The 17,252-nt window shown below is 44.9% G+C and carries 16 protein-coding genes; 3 read left to right on the top strand and 13 right to left on the bottom strand.

Going from position 1 to position 17,252, the window contains the following annotated elements; genetic code table 11:
* Nucleotides 1-69: 69 nt before the first annotated feature.
* The gene (locus BBG47_RS00620; protein ID WP_065290094.1) at nucleotides 70-1,119 is read left to right on the top strand and encodes a 2,3-butanediol dehydrogenase; all 1,050 of its coding nucleotides are present in this window, start codon (nucleotides 70-72) and stop codon (nucleotides 1,117-1,119) included.
* Between the two features lie 104 nt (nucleotides 1,120-1,223).
* On the opposite strand, the gene BBG47_RS00615 is transcribed toward BBG47_RS00620, so the two are convergent.
* From BBG47_RS00615 to BBG47_RS00585, 7 genes are all read right to left on the bottom strand, one after another.
* A complete protein-coding gene (locus BBG47_RS00615; RefSeq protein WP_254659711.1) occupies nucleotides 1,224-2,060 on the bottom strand; it encodes a YdcF family protein in 837 nt (278 codons plus the stop codon).
* 383 nt (nucleotides 2,061-2,443) lie between these two features.
* Nucleotides 2,444-4,027 carry a response regulator gene (locus BBG47_RS00610; RefSeq protein ID WP_065290093.1) on the bottom strand — a complete coding sequence of 528 codons (1,584 nt, stop codon included), beginning with the start codon at nucleotides 4,025-4,027 and terminating at the stop codon, nucleotides 2,444-2,446.
* A gap of 20 nt (nucleotides 4,028-4,047) precedes the next feature.
* A complete protein-coding gene (locus BBG47_RS00605) occupies nucleotides 4,048-5,853 on the bottom strand; it encodes a sensor histidine kinase (protein ID WP_254659710.1) in 1,806 nt (601 codons plus the stop codon).
* The gene (locus tag BBG47_RS00600) at nucleotides 5,834-7,174 is read right to left on the bottom strand and encodes an extracellular solute-binding protein (protein ID WP_254659709.1); all 1,341 of its coding nucleotides are present in this window, start codon (nucleotides 7,172-7,174) and stop codon (nucleotides 5,834-5,836) included. The genes BBG47_RS00605 and BBG47_RS00600 overlap by 20 nt, the downstream gene beginning before the upstream one ends.
* A gap of 461 nt (nucleotides 7,175-7,635) precedes the next feature.
* A complete protein-coding gene (locus tag BBG47_RS00595; RefSeq protein WP_065290092.1) occupies nucleotides 7,636-8,262 on the bottom strand; it encodes a hypothetical protein in 627 nt (208 codons plus the stop codon).
* Nucleotides 8,237-8,506: a hypothetical protein gene (locus BBG47_RS00590; protein WP_065290091.1), complete on the bottom strand. Its 270-nt coding sequence runs from the start codon at nucleotides 8,504-8,506 to the stop codon at nucleotides 8,237-8,239. Before BBG47_RS00590 ends, BBG47_RS00595 begins: the two co-directional genes overlap by 26 nt.
* Nucleotides 8,507-8,592: 86 nt before the next feature.
* Nucleotides 8,593-9,753, bottom strand: a complete 1,161-nt coding sequence (locus tag BBG47_RS00585) for an epoxide hydrolase family protein (RefSeq protein ID WP_065290090.1) — start codon at nucleotides 9,751-9,753, stop codon at nucleotides 8,593-8,595.
* A 245-nt stretch (nucleotides 9,754-9,998) separates the two neighbouring features.
* On the opposite strand from BBG47_RS00585, the gene BBG47_RS00580 reads away from it, so the two are divergent.
* Entirely contained in the window at nucleotides 9,999-10,562 is a 564-nt protein-coding gene (locus BBG47_RS00580; protein ID WP_065290089.1) for a CGNR zinc finger domain-containing protein, read from the top strand.
* Between the two features lie 40 nt (nucleotides 10,563-10,602).
* Here the strand turns inward: BBG47_RS00580 and BBG47_RS00575 are convergent, their stop codons facing one another.
* A complete protein-coding gene (locus BBG47_RS00575) occupies nucleotides 10,603-11,850 on the bottom strand; it encodes a serine hydroxymethyltransferase (RefSeq protein ID WP_065290088.1) in 1,248 nt (415 codons plus the stop codon).
* A 191-nt stretch (nucleotides 11,851-12,041) separates the two neighbouring features.
* Between BBG47_RS00575 and pdxR the strand changes: the two genes are divergently transcribed.
* The gene (pdxR, locus tag BBG47_RS00570) at nucleotides 12,042-13,472 is read left to right on the top strand and encodes a MocR-like pyridoxine biosynthesis transcription factor PdxR (protein ID WP_065290087.1); all 1,431 of its coding nucleotides are present in this window, start codon (nucleotides 12,042-12,044) and stop codon (nucleotides 13,470-13,472) included.
* An 85-nt stretch (nucleotides 13,473-13,557) separates the two neighbouring features.
* Here pdxR and BBG47_RS00565 read toward each other — a convergent pair whose 3' ends face one another.
* The 5 genes from BBG47_RS00565 to BBG47_RS00545 form a co-directional block, all read right to left on the bottom strand.
* Nucleotides 13,558-14,301 carry a YggS family pyridoxal phosphate-dependent enzyme gene (locus tag BBG47_RS00565; RefSeq protein WP_065290086.1) on the bottom strand — a complete coding sequence of 248 codons (744 nt, stop codon included), beginning with the start codon at nucleotides 14,299-14,301 and terminating at the stop codon, nucleotides 13,558-13,560.
* 14 nt (nucleotides 14,302-14,315) lie between these two features.
* Nucleotides 14,316-14,852, bottom strand: coding sequence for a pyridoxamine 5'-phosphate oxidase family protein (locus BBG47_RS00560; protein WP_065290085.1), 537 nt, complete (start codon nucleotides 14,850-14,852; stop codon nucleotides 14,316-14,318).
* A gap of 251 nt (nucleotides 14,853-15,103) precedes the next feature.
* The gene (locus tag BBG47_RS00555) at nucleotides 15,104-15,676 is read right to left on the bottom strand and encodes a hypothetical protein (protein WP_065290084.1); all 573 of its coding nucleotides are present in this window, start codon (nucleotides 15,674-15,676) and stop codon (nucleotides 15,104-15,106) included.
* 2 nt (nucleotides 15,677-15,678) lie between these two features.
* Nucleotides 15,679-16,011 (bottom strand): PadR family transcriptional regulator, encoded by a 333-nt coding sequence (locus BBG47_RS00550; protein ID WP_065290083.1) that lies wholly within the window; start codon nucleotides 16,009-16,011, stop codon nucleotides 15,679-15,681.
* A gap of 202 nt (nucleotides 16,012-16,213) precedes the next feature.
* Complete coding sequence (locus BBG47_RS00545) at nucleotides 16,214-17,104, bottom strand: GNAT family N-acetyltransferase (RefSeq protein ID WP_065290082.1); 891 nt, start codon at nucleotides 17,102-17,104, stop codon at nucleotides 16,214-16,216.
* Nucleotides 17,105-17,252: the final 148 nt, after the last annotated feature.

The raw sequence follows: 17,252 nt of genomic DNA, 5'->3' as shown, positions 1-17,252 counted from the left end.
TTCCGAAAATATTTTCCCGTTTCCATTCCGTACAGTATTTCATTTCTATACTTCTGGGGAGATGAGCACATGAAAGCATTAAGATGGCATGGCGTCAAAGATTTGCGCGTGGAGAACATTGCAGAACCAGCAGCCGGCAAAGGCAAAGTGAAAATTAAAGTCGAATGCTGCGGCATCTGCGGCAGCGACTTGCATGAATATACGGCAGGACCGATCTTCATTTCAGACAGCACTCCCCATCCTCTAACTGGAGAGAAAGCTCCAATCGTTATGGGACATGAATTCTCTGGACAGATCGTCGAGGTTGGAGAAGGTGTAACCAAATTCCAGAAGGGCGATCGCGTTGTTGTAGAGCCGATCTTCGCATGCGGTGAATGTGAAGCCTGCAAACAAGGCTTGTATAACCTGTGCGACAAGATGGGATTCCTTGGTCTCGCTGGCGGCGGTGGAGGCTTCTCCGAATATGTAGCAGCAGACGAACCCATGGTGCATAAGATTCCAGATAGCGTTTCTTACGAGCAAGGAGCGCTTGTTGAACCTTCCGCAGTAGCTCTCTATGCAGTTCGTCAAAGCAAGCTTCAAGTTGGGGATCGTGCAGCCGTATTCGGTACAGGCCCAATTGGACTGCTTGTGATCGAAGCATTGAAGGCTGCCGGTGCATCGGAGATCTATGCAATTGAACTGTCCGAGCAGCGTAAGCAAAAAGCAGCAGAACTCGGAGCCATTGTACTTGATCCTTCGCAAGTCGATGTCGTGAAGGAGCTTCGCGAACGGACAGGCGGCGGCGTGGATGTCGCTTATGAAGTAACGGGAGTTCCTGCTGTACTGAACAATGCAATTGATGCAGCCAAGCTCGGCGGTGAAGTGATGATCGTCAGCATTTTCGAGCGAGAAGCTACTATTAAACCGAATGCAATTGTAACGAAGGAACGCACAATGAAAGGCATCATCGGTTACCGCAACGTATTTCCTGCGGTTATCAAATTGATGGAGCAAGGCTACTTCCCAGCAGAGAAGCTGGTAACGAAGCGCATCCAATTGGATGAAGTCGTTGATCATGGCTTCGAGGCGCTCTTGAAAGAGAAAAACCAAGTGAAAATTATGGTGAAGCCGCAATAATCCGTAAACAAAAGCACGAAGGCTTAGGGCGCTTCCAATCCAGAAATAAACAAAAAGATCGAGCTAAAGGGAAAATGTGGGGATCCTGGCTCGATCTTTTTATATCATATTACCGATCTTAGTATCATGGCGGTAAATAAAACGATCATTGCTACTACTGCGAGGTGCCACCATTTGTACATCATGATGATCCCGATATACTCACGTATGAACGCACTTGGCATGTAGTATCTTGCTGTCTTCGCGCCAACACCCTCACACTTCTTCAATCCCGCGAGCCGCGCATAAATGCTTGCCCGAAATACATGATAGTTGTTCGTGACGAAGATGCTTTTATGATCGGGTTTCATCTCGTCCATAATGGCCTTCGAGAACAGCATATTTTGCATCGTGTTGCGAGATTTGTCCTCCATAAGCACGTCCTGCTCTGGAACTCCCTTCGCCACGATATATTTCTTCATTGCCTCTGCTTCACTAAGCAATTCGTCCGGCCCTTGGCCGCCCGACACGATAATTTTAGGCACTTGATGATACTTCATATATTGTTCAATGCTTTTATCCAAACGTGACGCTAGAAGCGGCGGGACTCGTTCCCCTCCGATTAGACCAGAGCCAAGCGCGATGATGAAATCGGGCTTGTACCATATTTTCCAGTAATGATAGAAGATCGCATACGCCAGAAAGCTGACGAATACAAAGGAAAAGTACATGAAGATGAGCAGCGTCCCGAGATAAAAAACAGCAAATTTATCATTATACGAAATAAAGAAAATGTAGAAAAACATGCCGATCATCGCAAAGATCAGGAGACTCAATAATAATGACAGCATATTCGCGAGCTTCTTGCTTTCCTTCTTCAGCATGATTCTGCCGTTAAGCAGCAAATATATGCTCACAAACAGTACGCTCAAAGGAACAGAGGCAAGGATAGCCGCGGCCACAATTAAGTTCACCCATGGGATCTGGTTGGAGAACGCCACTAGACTCAGCGCTAAATTCGCTAAAGCTGCTATGAATAGGAATGAAAGACTAATACGCCTTTTTTCCCTTATAAATAAAAAAACAAACAGGACAAATAATATCAAGCTAAAAAAACTCATCATACACTCCTTTCCCAACCTTACTATTGTAAGCAATTCATTCCTTCTTGCATACCTTTTTCACCATTCAATATCGAAATGAATCACTCTAAAACATACCCAGCATCATCAGCCCTTAACAGTATGTTGGAAGTCCCAGCTATCTTCTGCCGCAAAAATAAAAAAAGGCCGATTACTTCACTAAAGGAATCGGCTTATATATACTCATTTTGTATAGAATTCGTTTATTTCTTTACACTGCTTGGCGTTACGCCCCAGTATTTACGGAATATTTTAGTAAAATAGCTGACGTCCCGATATCCGATCATGGCGGCAGCATCATACACTCTCGCCCCATTCATCAACGCCGTCCTCGCCCGTTCCATCTTGCGTTCCAGAACATATGAGGTAAATGACATTCCTATTTCTTGCTTGAATAAGCGACTTAAATAGGAGGCGTTCACATAAAAACGATCAGCGATCGTATGCAAGGTAAATTCCTGATCCTGTTCCGCCTCAAGCAGCTCGATAATCGCTTGAACAGTGGTATGGGTAACCTTCCTGTCATGGCTCTCTGCATAAGAGATTATGCTTCTTACAGCACGATGCAATACATCGTACATATGCTCGGGCGTCGTAAGTGATTGTACATTCGAGAGAAAATCGAAATCCGCTCCTGTCACATCCTGTACAGACCATCCGCGTTTGCGGATAAAGAGCGTCAACACGCCAACGATGTACATTAACTGCTCCATCATAATTTCATACGAAGCAGAGTTGTTCTTCGCCGCCTCGCACATGTCCGAAATCATTCGCATGGCAAGTTCTTGATCTAACGACTCCAAAGCCATCTCTAGTTGCTTGTCCTCGTGTTCATAATTTGGACGGTTCGTGACTTCGGCTTGAAGCGGCTCATCATATGGAATTGCGATCCCCGTTCCATAAACGACCCGATTTTGCAGCGCCTTTTTGGCTTGAATATATAATGGCAGCAGTTCGTCTATCTTTCCGGTTCCTCCACTAATTCCCGCGCTTACGTCAATGCCAAGACATTGCTTGATGTTGCGAATGAGCTTCTCCATCGCCACGTGAATCCCGAGCATCTGCTGCGGAGTATGTTCCAGCGCTCCCGTATTCCCTATCACAATAATGGTTTTATCCTCTTCCGTGCATACATAAAAATCAGGAGTCGGAAGTATATCTCGAATAACATGCACGAGATTATCCAGGGTCATGCCATCTTCATTGCTGGAACAGACATATTCGTCCACGTCCAGAACGATTACCGCATAACGAGATTCCATGTCTATATGAAGCCCTAATGAAACACAGGAAGCTTCCAGCTCTTCTATCTGATACCGTCCATATGCTAGATTGCGAATCGTATGCTGATGCAGCACGGGGAGGTACTGCGTCCATTGCTCCTGCATCATTAGCTGACGCGTTCGCTCCATCAACTCTGCCTGAATGCATCGGGCTGCATCCGTCACAGCCTGGAGAATGTCCATTTCAGCAGCAGGCTTGAGCAAATACTTGTATACGCCAAGCTCCACCGCCGTCTGCGCATAGGAAAAATTGTCATGACCGCTTAAAATGATGATTTTCGTGTTCGAATAAGCCCGAGCCACTTGACTCGCCAAGGAAAGACCGTCCATTTCGGGCATTTGAATATCCATTAAAATAATATCGGGCTGCTTCATTTGTATCTGAGCGAGAGCTTCAGCGCCGTTATTCGCCGACCCTACTACTTCGATATCGTGTTCTTCCCAGGGCATGTGAAGCAGATTTTGCAAAAATCTAATTTCATCTTCTACAATAAGAAGATTCAAGCGATCCTCTCCCTATTTCATTATTCATCTGTCGTACTTGATAAAGGCAGCTCAAGAGTTACTGTTGTACCTACTCCTAACTGGCTTTCGAATCGGATGCACGCTTCAGGGCCGTAGAACATCCTCATTCTGGAACATAAGTTGCGCAAGCCGTAAAGCTCCTTTTTCGGAGATTCCAAAAAAGAAAAGGGCGCCGTCAATCCGTTGATTTCCTGAATAACTTGATGAATGGATTGCAGGCGCTGCTCACTTATTCCGCTTCCGTTATCTTGCACCGTTATCATCAATTTCCCCTGCTTCAAGAAGCTCGAAATGATCAACACCCCATCGCCCTTCATCTGCTCCAGTCCATGAATAACTGCATTTTCAACCAAGGGCTGCAATAGCAGCTTTAATATAGGGATCGTTTTCGTTTCTTGGTGTATCTCATACACGACATGAAAGCAATGTAAAAAGCGAATTTGCTGGATGCGTAAGTAGTAGTTTAGATGGGTAATCGTTTCCTCTACCGTGAATGTATCTTGCCCTTTATGAAGGCTTAATCGGAAAAAGTGTGACAGGTTCAGCACCATCTCGCTTATTTCCTCTGCCTCGTAGTTTTGAGCCGTCCAGTATATAGAGTTCAGCGTATTATATAAGAAATGGGGATTAATTTGAGATTGCAAAAACGTGAGCTCCGTGCGGGCAATGCGAAGCTGCTGCTCATAATGATCCTGAATCAGATGCTTTTGATGCTCGGCCATTTGATTATACGAGTCCATCAAATAGCCAAATTCATCCTTCCGTCTTGTAAGCAGTCGGATGTCATAATCTCCTCCGATCAATCCCTTCATCGCGTGCTTTAATCTACCTAGAGGAGAAGCGATGCGGTTGTAAACACCCCAAGATATAAGCATGGAAAGCACAAAACTGCACGCTATGATTAAATAGGTAAATTGCCTCATCGTTTTCGTTTCTTGATAAATTTCTTCGATCGGCCGAAAAACTTCCAACCGGATTGGGTAACTAGACGACTCCGCGCTCACTTGGAGCATATCCCTATCTCGGTTTCCTCCTGAATCGGTAGTAGGAAGGGACAGAATCGTTTCTCCTTCTCTATTCTTGATCTGCAAGCTGGTTAGTTCGGAATTCAACAGCGGGCTTATGAGGGTTCGGAGCGTATTTTTATGTAAAGTCATAAATAGTAAACTTGCTTTGTTCTGATCAGGAAAGGCAGTCAGCCTTCTGACAAGGGATATGGAATTGGCCTCCACTATATCTGCGATTACAGAGCCTTCCCCCTCTTGAGGTTGGGGCATAAGGAATGTACCCGCCTGATCCGCAAGCCGACTTAAAGAGGCGAAACTTTCTCGCTCGGCTGAAGATTCGATTCTCTTTCCTCCATATTTCGTAGATATCATCGTATGGGTCTCCATCTGATAAATCGTGATCTGGGAAGCCACCAGGCTCACCGCCGAAATATTCCACAGCTCTTGCAGCAGCTCAGAGTACTGGACAATTGTGCGTGGCGACATCCCCGTTCCTTGCACCTTCAGCTTCTCATTAATGTTGTGGTTCGCCGCAATTAGATTGGTTAATGTCTCAAAATGATGCAACGATAATTCAAGGTTATTCATGACAGACTCCACCTTATCTTGAGTCTGTTCTGTCGTCTTTTGCATAATAATTTGGTTTGCTCTGTTATTTACGTATAAACTAATGATCACTAGCGGCAGAAGCACGATGAAGAAATAGATGCTGAGCCGTAATTGCGAGGTTTGCAGAAACTTATGATATGCATGTTGGAATAGTTTCATGGCTACATCCTTATTTTTTATGCGATTCATGCCAATCATTTACTTCCTTCGTAACTTGTGCGCCTCCACTCTCATACCATCGTTTCACGTAGTCGTCGAATGAGTTCGTGGATTCTAGGCCGAGAATGATTTTTACGAAAACTTCCTGCAATGAATAAAGTTCATTCCATTTTCTTACCAAGGTAGGTGGGGGCGGGCCGCCATATGCATCTTGTACGATATGCTTTTCCAATTTTTCAATGTTCTCGTTGAGACGAAATTTTTTGTCGTAGGAATCCATGCGTGCACGCAACAACCACCGTTCGTCCACATTCACCAATGCAGAATATATGCCTCTGTACAGGTGCTTATCATGTTCATTAAATTCACTGACAATTTTTCCATCTTTCCAATCCCACACTTGATTTTGAAATCCTAGAACTAATGAGGTTCTGCCTCCACCTGCAATGAAATTTAAAAATTGAATGACTTCGCGAGCATGACTGCTCCCTTTTGGAACCACTTGATGCCCGAAAACTGGATTCAATGCACCTACTCCCTGCTTCCCTTTCTTGCCAATCGGATAGTCAATGGCTATCCAATTCGCTTTCGGATCTTTCTTCAGGCTTTGAGCAATTACCCCGCGCGTATCATACCAAGCTCCAGAAAACATTCCGATCTTTCCTTCTATTATTTTTTCGTTCATAACATTACTGCGGTAAATAGGGAAATCCGGATCAATCCATCCCTGTCGATATAGCTCGGCAAAGAATGATAGCGCTTCCTTCATTTCTGGCAAAACGTTGGCATAGACAAGCTTCCCTTCACGTTCCGTCCATTGATTCAATTGAACTCCGAACGCCCCAAAAAGTGGTGAAGAATGATACAGATCCTTCATCATCGTAAAGCCGTATGTATCTCTCTTTCCGTTTCCGTCGGGATCGCCTTCCGAAAATGCTTTTATTGCTGCCTTATAATCTTCAAGCGTTACTGGTATCGGTAGGTTCAGTTTATCCAGCCAGTCTCTCCGGATGTAGATGATTTCTTTCCCCTTCACCAACTGGCCACTCGGAATTGCATAAATCGAGCCGTTATACCGAACTCGGTTCCATAATTCCTCCGGTATGACACGCTTTAAATCTGCTCCGTATGTGTCTATCCAATGATCGAGAGGTTGAAGCTTGTTTTGCGTTACGAATTTGGCAAATTGGATCGGGGAATTGACGGTGATCATATCAGGGAGATCCTGTTCCGTCGAAATGATGGTGTCGATCGTTTTTTCATAACTGGGTACGGGCGGCATTTCGACACGGACATTTAATCCGACATTTCTTTTAATATAATCCAAATAAGGATTATGATTTTCATCCAAGCCCTCCGGAAACGGAAAACCCAAACTATTGATCACAATGGCTATGCTGTTTCCATCCCGCAATTTTTTATTCTCAGAACTGATTGAAATTGGGTTGAACTTGGGTATAAAAAATTGGCCTAACACAAGAAGGGTTAGCATGTAAATTATCAGCATGAATCTATTTACAAATTTACCGCTGCTCAACACTACAAAAATCATCCTTTCGATTTTTTTATTTCCCCATGTAATTGAGAAGCTTCTACGATCCCTCCTACAGAACCATTGCGATTGCGACACAAGTCCTAATCCAAATTATAGTATAAAATTTGAACTTCAAACAATATTTCTCAGCAACATTTATATTATGTATGATACAAATACAAAAAAAACTCTTCCCGGCCTAATTGAAAATAGATACCGAAAAGAGGTTTCGCGGACGTACAATATGCTATTCCCCTGAGTACAGCCACCATCGAGTCCTACAACTTCCAATCCAGATACTCTGCCCAGGTTGAACGTAAAAGAGTTTTTATTTTAGCAGTTGGGATATGAATAATAACTACATTAGAAATGCTATTCGTATACATATTGGTTAATAGATACTTTCCATCAGAAGATGGTTTATATGGCAGCACACCTTGTGTATCAACCCGTATCGTAGAACGATCATTATCTGTTATGGAATCAATATGGACAACGTTCGTCTCGGTACTCTGCTGGTATGCAATATATTTTTTGTTGTAGGAAAGTGAGGGATTAGAAGCATTCGATTTATACTCATCTAGTTGATGATTGGTAAGATTGAACGACATAATGTGTGGAGACTTTTGTTCATCTTGTGCGGTAAAAAGAACCCGATTGGAATCAAGCCAATCATAGTATAGATATCCACTATCAAGCGAGGCTATAGAAGTTAATGCCCCCGTGTCTCTATCATATACCTTCAACTCGCCTTCTTCTATAAAGCTAATGGCATGACGGTCAGGAATTGACTTTGGAAATTGAATGTTCTTTCCAGCTATTATTTTCTCTCTTTTCGAGTAACTAGCATTATCATCTTCAATTTCATAAATATCTTGCTCATCCCCGTTTTGAATTGACAGCAAGAAGCTTATTCCCATTATTAACACTATAATGCGGTTCGAAAAAATTATTATGAAATGGTAAAAGAGCATCTGTCTGCAGATTAAACTTGTACATAGGTGTTTCAGTCGGATTCATTTGCTGCATGATCATGATCTCCCCCTCCATTGATGAGAAATCATTTGATTCTGAATAACTCTGCCATATCAGAAAAGTAACGAAAAACACACATATTGTTGCTACAAGCAGGATCAGCATTTTTTTCAATACGTGCACCTTCCTCCTTATTGTAGTATGGGGTTACAAACCCAATGATATCAGAGGAGTTACTTCCCCCTTCACTGGGTCTATTACTATGATCTAATATTGAAGGGTTTAAAAAATGAACGCATCGATTCTGCAACAAGCCCCGGCTGCTCCAGCGCAACAAAATGCCCCCCTGCATTCAGTTCTTGCCATTGCAGAATGTTCGGGAACAAGCGCTCCACATATTCTCTCGGCGGACGCTCATGAGGCTGCGTCTTCGTTAGCGATACGCCATGCGGTACAGGGCATGTCTCTCCTTCGCCCGGCCACTTGATATGCCTGCCTTCATAATAATAGCGGTTCGCCGCGTTAATCGTCTGGGTAAACCAGTAGATTGAGACATTTGCCAGCAAATCGTCCTTGTTGAACTGCTCTAACCGCTCACCCTTTTCGGTTACCGTCCAGTAATACCATTTTTCCAAAATAAAGGCTGCCAGACCTACAGGAGAATCATGCAGTCCATACGCTGCAGTCTGTGGCTTCGTCCCCAATAGATGCGCATATCCGCCCTCTTCGCGATACCACTGATCTCCACAAGTTAGAAAAGCACGCTCCGCCTCGGACATCTCCATGCCCTTCCCTATAAAAGGACTCGGATTCCCCGGTGATGTCGTATGATACCCAATGACCTTCTCCGGATGATCCAAGCATAGCAAGCCAAGCACGCTCGCCCCCAAATCATAGCCATGTGCCCCGAACTGCTCATAGCCCAGCCCCTCCATCAACTTGACCAGCACATTCGCGACCTGTCTATCCTCATAACCCGACTCCAAAGGTATACTCGAGAACCCATGCCCCGGGATCGAAGGAATAATGACATCGAAGGAGATGGAATCATTGCCTCCATCGTTATCCGGCTGTGTCAAAAACGGAATCAGATCCAGCATCTCATAAAATGTACTTGGCCAGCCATGGGGAATTAGAATTGGTAATGAGCGACTTCCCTTCCCTTTTTCGTAAACAAAGTGAATGTCATTCCCGTCAATTGTCGCTTTGTAATTAGAGAAGGAATTGATACGCTGTTCCACCATGCGCCAATCGAAATCATGCAGCCAATAATGAACAATATCCTTCATATACGATATTGGAATCCCGTAATCCCATTCTGCTCCTGGGATTTCATCCGGCCATCTCGCCATTCGCAGTCTTTGCTTCAATTGTTCAATCTCTTCGTCTGAAATACTCACAGTGAAAGGATTCATGTTCATCGTTATCTTCGCTCCTTAGCAGAATAAATACGAGAATAGATAGAAAAGACTTGGGAAGGCTGGACCGCGAGTTCATCAAATCTATAATTTAGAACGACCTAGTGATACACTGTAATTGAAGTCATAAAGCACGTAATAAGAACTAAAGCACGGACGAAACCATTAAAACAGTTTAAATAGTTAGCTAGCTGGTAAATAAATCTTAATGGTTAGCATGCGATGTGTCAATAGGAGCGGTTGAGCAGATGACGAGTGGATATGATCAGCTTGAAATGATTGCTGATTTCTTCAATACACAGGATAGACGAACGCGGTACGAGGGAGATCCCGGGATCGAGCATTTAACAGAGCCTAGCCGTTTAGTCGAGTGGCTCGTGCAGCACCAGCTTATCACAGAATCAGATAATGCTGCTTCAGAGGAAGAATTGCAATTGGCGCGCGAGCTTCGCAATGAACTTCGCAAAACAATAGTGAACAACGAGCACGATGGAAATGTAGAACAGGTTAAGCTGGAGCAGCTTACGAAGAATTTCCAGTTCGGGCTCGTGTTCCAGGAGAATGGAGAGCGGCTTGTGCCTCTGCAAGTAAATGCAGCTAAAGGATTAGCTCAACTACTCATTATTGTGTACGAACTGAGACGAACGAAGATGTGGCATCGCATACGTGTATGTACAGCGGAGGATTGCCAGTGGGTATTTGTGGATCGATCCAGACCCGGAACGGGGAGATGGTGTTCGATGAAGGCATGCGGAAATCGAGCGAAGAATAAGACATTCCGCCATAAACATAAAAACGAATCGTCGCTGTAATGGAGTAGAGCAAAGGGCTGGCTTCCCAGCCCCTCCTCATTCAGACCGGACACCCTTCATATAAAGGAAACTGAGACGTCATTTCACGTACACTTTCTATTATTTGTTCTTTAACCTTCGGACTCTTGGGATTTTTAAAGGCCAGTCCAATAAGCCAGGCAATTTCTTTCATCTCCTGGGGTCCTAATCCTCTTGAAGTCATTGCAGGAGTTCCGAAGCGAATGCCACTCGTTACTAACGGGCCAGCCGTATCATGAGGAATTGCGTTTTTATTCGCCGTAATCCCCACCTCATCGAGTATGGATTCTGCTTCTTTGCCCGTAAGTCCAATTGTGCGCAAATCAACCAAAACAATATGATTGTCTGTCCCCCCAGATACAACGGTTAACCCTTCATTCATTAGTGCTTCCGCCAATACGTCAGCATTTTCAAGCGTTTTTGCTATATACGTTTTGAAGTCCGGTTGCAATGCCTCGCCTAACGCAACCGCTTTTGCCGCGATAACATGCATAAGCGGGCCACCTTGCGATCCAGGGAATATCGCTTTATCAATGGCTTGCGCCCATGGTTTACGGCACATGATGACACCGCCTCTTGGCCCTCTTAACGTTTTATGCGTGGTCGTCGTAACAAAGTGTGCGTGTGGCAGCGGGTTTGGGTGCAATCCTGCTGCAACGATTCCTGCAATATGTGCCATATCTACAAAGAAAAGAGCCCCAACTTCGGCCGCGATTTTGGCGAACAACTCAAATTCGATCGTTCGTGGATAGGCGCTGGCACCAGCCACGATGATGCGTGGAAGGTGCTTATGGGCGAGTTTTCGCACCTGGTCAAAGTCAATGCGCCCTGTTTGTTCATCGACACCATAAGAAACAAAATTATAGAATCTTCCAGAAAAATTCACCGGACTCCCGTGTGTAAGATGGCCGCCATGGGATAAACCCATACCCAATATCGTGTCTCCAGGCTTTACTGATGCAAAATATACCGCCATATTCGCCTGTGCACCGGAGTGAGGCTGCACATTGGCATGCTCGGCACCGAAAAGCTCTTTGACTCGGTGAATGGCAAGTTCCTCGATCCTATCGACATGCTCACATCCGCCATAATATCTTCTTCCCGGATACCCTTCAGCATATTTGTTGGTCAGTACTGTGCCCGTCGCTTCCATGACAGCTCGGCTTACAAAATTCTCCGATGCAATCAGTTCTATTTTATCCCGCTGCCGTGTAAGCTCTTGCCGAATTGCATTAGCCACCGCTTTATCTTGCTGCTCCAAATAATTCATGATCATCTTCCTCTCTGCCTGTCTATTTCACTTTTGAAATCTGATATTTCCGCCATAAGAAGAGAATTCAGTTGTGTTGCACAATCAACAATTGTCGTGCTAGTATACCAATCAATGGAGTGTTGATTAATATCCATAGTTGAGTAATTATAGCAATCCATAATCATGCCAAAAACGCGGGAGTTGTCTGAATGTTACAAGTCAATCGAAATGATAAACGTCCCATCTGGCAGCAGCTTCTGGATCAAGCGATACAAAATATTACATCCGGAAAATGGCCTCCAGGGGAATTACTGCTCCCAACCCGTGAACTCGCTCCATTGATTGGTGTTTCACGCTCAACCATCCAGATTGTTTACGAGGAATTATTCAGCCGCGGGTATACCGTAACCTCTCGTCGCGGCGGAACAAGAGTTAGCGATTGGACATATGCAACTCGTCCTTCTGAAGATGCTGCCACACAAGGGCCGATCCCTCCTGAATTGCCATCATTAAACACGGGAATCGGCCATTTACACGATTGGTTTGGAAACAAAGATCATCGTCAAGTAGAGATCGATTTCACTCCTCATGAGCCATACCTAGACGAGCATTTCCGAAAAAATTGGAGACACTCCTTTTTGCACGCCTCCACAGAAACAGACCTGGACAATTGGGCTTACGGAAATGCATATGGATTTCTACCGCTGCGAGAGCAGATTCAACGTTATTTGTCGCTTGAACGGGGAGTTCATGTGGATGTCGATCAAATCATCTTGACCTCAGGCGCACAGCATAGCATTGATTTGATTGCCCAAGCTCTGTTACAGCAAGGAGAAACGGTTTCGGTTGAGGATCCCGGCTTCCCTGCTGCCTGGATGGTGATGAAGTATCGGCGCATGCAAGTTGAATCCGTTCCGGTTGACGAACACGGACTATGCGTTGACCGCATTCATCCTGGGTCCAAACTTGTATATGTTACGCCATCGCATCAGTGTGCGGTTGGAGCAATTATGTCGGAGCCGCGCAGGCAGCAATTGTTACATATGGCTGCTGAGCAGAGGTTCTGGATTGTTGAGGATGATTACGATAGTGAATTTCGATATCGCGGTGACCCGCTCCCAACGCTGTTCAGTCAGCGACCTCAGAACACGCTATATATGATGAGTTATTCCAAAATGGTCGCTCCTGGCATTCGGTTATCGGCAATTGTCGGACCCAAAGAGGCCATTCGTCAAATTGCCCAAGTCCATGAATTAACCTATCGGCATCTGCCGATTATGGAGCAATTAACACTTACTCATTTTATCGAGCATGGTCATTTTATGCGTCATATGAGACGAGTTCGGAATGTATATCGTCGTAGACATGAAGCCATGACGAAGGCAATTATCGCAACAGGTCTGAGCGACCACTTCACACTAAGCGGCGTAGAAACGGGATTGCATATGCTTCTTGAGGCTGATAAATCGATTGACGAGGAAGCCGTGACAAAGTTAGCGTTCGAAAATGGAATCCGCGTGTATCCGCTGAGCACGTATTGCTTGGAAAGTGATCGAAAAGGTTGGGTACTCGGTTTTGCTAAAGTAGATGAAGCAGCTATTGAAGAAGGAATTTATCGTCTTTCGGGGATGCTTTTATAAGCCAAGCATCCCCGTCACGACCTTCGCTTGCTCACAACAACCATGTAGAAAATGTTGTGTTCGTAATCGCTCTCCTGTCTCTCTCCTAATCGTCCTGGCGCGCATTTTCGTTCCAGTAATAGCTGTCCGGCAAGTAACGTTGCCCGAATACGCTTGTCCCTACGCGGATGATAGTAGCCCCCTCTTCGATAGCCACCTTGAAATCACCAGACATGCCCATCGAGAGGATATCCATTTCTACACGCGGGAACTTTTTCTCCCTAACTTGGGTTTGAATCGATTTTAATAATCGGAAGCAGTGCCGGGTCTCGTCGTTTGTCGCATTTAGTTTTCCAATCGTCATTAAGCCCTTCACGTTCAACGTGTCGAACTGGGACAATTGTTCCACCAACTCCAGTGCCGTTTCCGGAGAAGCACCAAATTTACTTTCTTCGTAGGAAGTGTTGATTTGCACCAGAATATCCATAGTCTTGTTCTCTTTGGCGAGTTGATGGTCCAGGGCCTGCCCCAATTTCAAACGGTCTACAGAATGAATGAGCGTAACATATTTGACAACGTCCTTCACTTTATTCGTTTGCAAATGTCCGATAAAATGCCATTCTACCTGATTAGATTGCTGCATAAGCGGAAATTTGTCCCGAAGTTCCTGCGCTTTGTTTTCCCCAAATAGAGTCTCCCCCGCCTGTATGGCTATTTGCAATTTTTCAAGCGGTACCGTTTTGGTTGCCAACAACAATTTCACATCCTCTGTCTTGCGCCCGGATGCTTGGCAAGCCAATTCCATCTGCTGCCTCACGGTATTGAGATTCTCTTCAACTAGATGCCCCATGTCTTCTCCCCTCTTTACACCGTTTTTCCAGGCTCAAACATTTTCCCCTCTTCAATCGGATTTTCTTTGGCGGTGATATGATGTGGATCTATTCGGTATACCTGAACTGGACCTCCGAATACAGCTGACCGGTATTTGTCCACGTGCTGCTTGGGTAACGGACGATTATAGTAATCTGGCACATACTTATCAATCATTTCCTGCAGCATGTGTGTAGCTTCATCCAGATCGGCGATAGGCTCTGCCTTTCCAAAAATCATTACGCTCATATATGCTGTGTCCGTTTTGGCTGGCACCAGATCTGTAATCGTTCCATACTCTTCACAAACCGTAAAGCAGACCTCCGGGTTCTCACTTATAACCTGATTTCTTCTCCCGCCAGTGGCTCCATGGAAATAAAGCTTGCCATCTGTCCAAACGAAATTGAGAGGAACTACATACGGCAGACGACCATCGACCATGCCAAGATGACCAATGCGAGCTTGGCGTAGAAATGAATCAATTTTGCTCTGATCCAATACTTCTCTTATTTTGTAACGTACTCCATTCATGGCTTCACCTCTATCGAATTGAATGATTATGATGTGAGTTTATCAGCCATTGGAATGAGGTTAAATGTCCATAAACATGTAATTAATGCAATCCATATTAGACAGTAAGCGATCCCCTCTTAGTCAAACCTAATAAGGGATCCATCCGTGTTTAGTCTGTTCCGCTTAAGATGAGCTTGGCGTACTCCATAAAAAAACCGGAATGAAAGTCGTTCATTCCGGTTCTCTCTGGCTCTACATGAACTGCGAGCTTATTCTATTCGATCCCGCCCTAAGCTGATCTGTGCATTCTTCATCATTCCGAGTGCCAAGCCAAGCATCAGGCCAATACCTGTGACAATAAAGAACAGTACGCCAATGCCCTCTTTCAGAACGACCATTTGCAGGATGACGCCAACAAGCGCACCAAGTGCCAAGCCAATGAACATGAACGCGCCGTAGTAGAGACCTATCGCCTCCGCAACAGCAGGCTCCCCATAATGCAGCCATTTCGCTTCGCTGTGCAGCAGCGGATTATCTGGATTCTCCACAGAGAACGCGGCCTTCGCGCGCTCGAATGCATCCTCTTCCGATATTCCCTCTTCCGTTACGAGATCTTGAATGTAATCGGACATATAGCTCATCAGATCTTCTTGCGCTTCCCGATTTTTCTGCGAAGTCCATTTGAATCTGGCTGCCTGCTTCTTCGCTTCTCCTAACGTTGCGTTTGCTTTTTGAACCAATTTCTCAAAGTATGTTAGTTCATCGCTGCCTGCCATATTTAATTGTGTATTTTGCTTAATGAACTGCTTCATTCTATGTTCCGTATCTTTATTTAACGTCATGGTCATTCCACTCCTTCTAAAAATTGATCCATTAATTTCCTCATGAACAGCCATTCTTCCTTCTTATGACTCAAATAGGCGCTGCCTGATTCCGTGAGGTGATAGTACTTTCTCCGAGCTGCCGCACTTCCCTCTTGCCAATAGCTTGTCACGTATCCATTGTTCTCAAGACGCTTAAAGGAGAGATACAGCGTGCCTTCCTTCAGCTCGAAGGAACCCTGGCTCTGCTTCTTCACTTCCTTACTTAAATCATATCCGTACAAATCCTGATGATACAGCAGACTCAGGATGATCGTATCAATGTAACCACGCAATATTTCCTTATCGACGTTCAACAAAGTCACTCCTCGCTGTATACCTTTCTTTATTAGGTACAGGGACAGTATATACGATCTATACCTTATAAAGCAATGTATATTTCAAAGTAAGGTATCATTCATCATTCTCCCAACAAAGAAAACCTCCACGCATGCCGCACCTTATAAGGGTCAACATCCAGTGAAGGTTTATTGGGTTTATTGTGGATTATCCATAAATTTATCGGGTTATTTTATAAAACAATAGCCGATGCATCTGCTGAAAACCTGCCTTCTGATAGAGGGAAATTGCCTTCCCATTCTCTTCCTCCACACATAAGGAGATTTCGTCAATCTTCCTGTCTAGGAGCAGGAAGCGCAGTGCCTCTTGTATCAGTGAAGTACCGAGACCTTGTCCTTGCGCATGCGGTGATACAGCGATGAATTCGATATTTCCTTCCTGCGCGTCGCAGTCTGCTTCCACATATACGTAGCCAAGCAAGCTCTGCTGGTGATCGACAGCAATAAATATCCGATGATCGTCCTGAAGGCGGCTCATAATTTCTTGTCCGCTGTAATATGTGTTCGGGAACGAAGCATCATGCAGTGCAATGAAGGCATTAACATAGTCTGGTGTGATCTCCTGTAGGGTATGGGCCGGCGCATAGGCAAATGCAGAGCGGGTACATACCAATACCAAATGGGCATGCAAATATGTTGACGACGATATGCCATCCATAAATTGCAGAGCCTGCTTGTTCTCCTCATTATAAAAGCTGTGCAGTGTCGTTACCTTGTCACCGAGCTGGTTAATTCCCGCTCTCCACAGCTCATGTGCAAGGTCGTTCCATCTCGCTCCCTCATCGATGAACGGCCCCCATACCTCTGCCACACCGCGTTCCAGGTCGACATCAAAGCCGAGGGCTCCTATGATTCGTTCATGTTCATAGGCAACCACGAAGGATGTATCTAACTCAAGATCAGAGAACTCCTCGGAAAGCGTGCCCGCAATTTCGTCTTCCTGATCCCCACAAAATCCAACATGATGCTGCTTCTCTTGATTCAATCGAGCGATAAAGACAGCTAATTCTTTGATACGTTCATATGAAATGGTATGAATTATGATCGACATGAAGTAATATTCTCCTTATCATCTATCGTAATGCTCCAGCACCGTGCCCATTCCCCACGCGACATAATATCGGTCGGTAAGGTCTGTATTCAAAAGCCCAGTAGTGGAATGAAACTGCGATCTCCTGAACCTCTTATATGTAATCCGA

The sequence above is a fragment of the Paenibacillus sp. KS1 genome (genome assembly GCF_001680695.1).
GTDB classification, from domain to species: Bacteria; Bacillota; Bacilli; order Paenibacillales; family Paenibacillaceae; genus Paenibacillus_B; species Paenibacillus_B suaedae.
Note: the sequence above shows the minus strand (reverse complement) of the source record. Positions and strands in the feature narration are given on the sequence as shown.

What these genes read in the sequence shown, in the direction of transcription:
- BBG47_RS00620 (WP_065290094.1), top strand. Translation starts at nt 70, where the DNA reads ATGAAAGCATTAAGATGGCATGGCGTCAAAGATTTGCGCGTGGAGAAC.
- BBG47_RS00605 (WP_254659710.1), bottom strand. Translation starts at nt 5,853, where the DNA reads ATGAATCGCATAAAAAATAAGGATGTAGCCATGAAACTATTCCAACAT.
- BBG47_RS00585 (WP_065290090.1), bottom strand. Translation starts at nt 9,753, where the DNA reads ATGAACATGAATCCTTTCACTGTGAGTATTTCAGACGAAGAGATTGAA.
- BBG47_RS00580 (WP_065290089.1), top strand. Translation starts at nt 9,999, where the DNA reads ATGACGAGTGGATATGATCAGCTTGAAATGATTGCTGATTTCTTCAAT.
- BBG47_RS00575 (WP_065290088.1), bottom strand. Translation starts at nt 11,850, where the DNA reads ATGAATTATTTGGAGCAGCAAGATAAAGCGGTGGCTAATGCAATTCGG.
- pdxR (WP_065290087.1), top strand. Translation starts at nt 12,042, where the DNA reads ATGTTACAAGTCAATCGAAATGATAAACGTCCCATCTGGCAGCAGCTT.
- BBG47_RS00565 (WP_065290086.1), bottom strand. Translation starts at nt 14,301, where the DNA reads ATGGGGCATCTAGTTGAAGAGAATCTCAATACCGTGAGGCAGCAGATG.
- BBG47_RS00560 (WP_065290085.1), bottom strand. Translation starts at nt 14,852, where the DNA reads ATGAATGGAGTACGTTACAAAATAAGAGAAGTATTGGATCAGAGCAAA.
- BBG47_RS00555 (WP_065290084.1), bottom strand. Translation starts at nt 15,676, where the DNA reads ATGACGTTAAATAAAGATACGGAACATAGAATGAAGCAGTTCATTAAG.
- BBG47_RS00545 (WP_065290082.1), bottom strand. Translation starts at nt 17,104, where the DNA reads ATGTCGATCATAATTCATACCATTTCATATGAACGTATCAAAGAATTA.